This window comes from Mesorhizobium sp. Cs1299R1N1, from assembly GCF_037179655.1.
In the GTDB taxonomy this organism is placed as follows: domain Bacteria; phylum Pseudomonadota; class Alphaproteobacteria; order Rhizobiales; family Rhizobiaceae; genus Mesorhizobium; species Mesorhizobium salmacidum.
Window position 1 is genome coordinate 1 of sequence record NZ_JAPYKR010000118.1, and the last position, 510, is coordinate 510.

A 510-nucleotide genomic window follows, 5' to 3' on the forward strand; every position below is an offset into this window, starting at 1 on the left:
ACGATGTTGATGCCGGCGGCCTGGTCGGCGTTGACGCCGGTCACCTTGATGTTGGCCGAAGCGCGCAGCAGGGCAACGCCACCGCCGGCAACGATGCCTTCTTCCACGGCCGCGCGGGTCGCGTTGAGGGCGTCATCGACGCGGTCCTTCTTTTCCTTGACTTCGACTTCCGTCGCACCGCCGACGCGGATCACCGCAACGCCGCCGGCGAGCTTCGCCAGACGTTCCTGAAGCTTCTCCTTGTCGTAATCCGAGGTGGTCTCCTCGATCTGCTGCTTGATCTGGGCAACGCGGCCCTGGATCTCGGCCTTCTTGCCGGCGCCGTCGACGATGGTGGTGTTCTCCTTGGAGATCGACACCTTCTTGGCGCGGCCGAGCATGTTGAGGCCGACATTCTCGAGCTTGATGCCGAGGTCTTCCGAGATGACCTGGCCACCGGTGAGGATGGCGATGTCTTCCAGCATGGCCTTGCGGCGATCACCGAAGCCCGGCGCCTTGACGGCGGCGATC

General features: G+C 64.5%; 1 protein-coding gene. It reads right to left on the reverse strand.

Translation table 11 applies throughout. The features are described 5' to 3' along the window. Positions 1-510, reverse strand: a 510-nt coding sequence (locus O7A70_RS33980) for a TCP-1/cpn60 chaperonin family protein (protein WP_337144230.1), incomplete at both ends; no start/stop codon positions are given.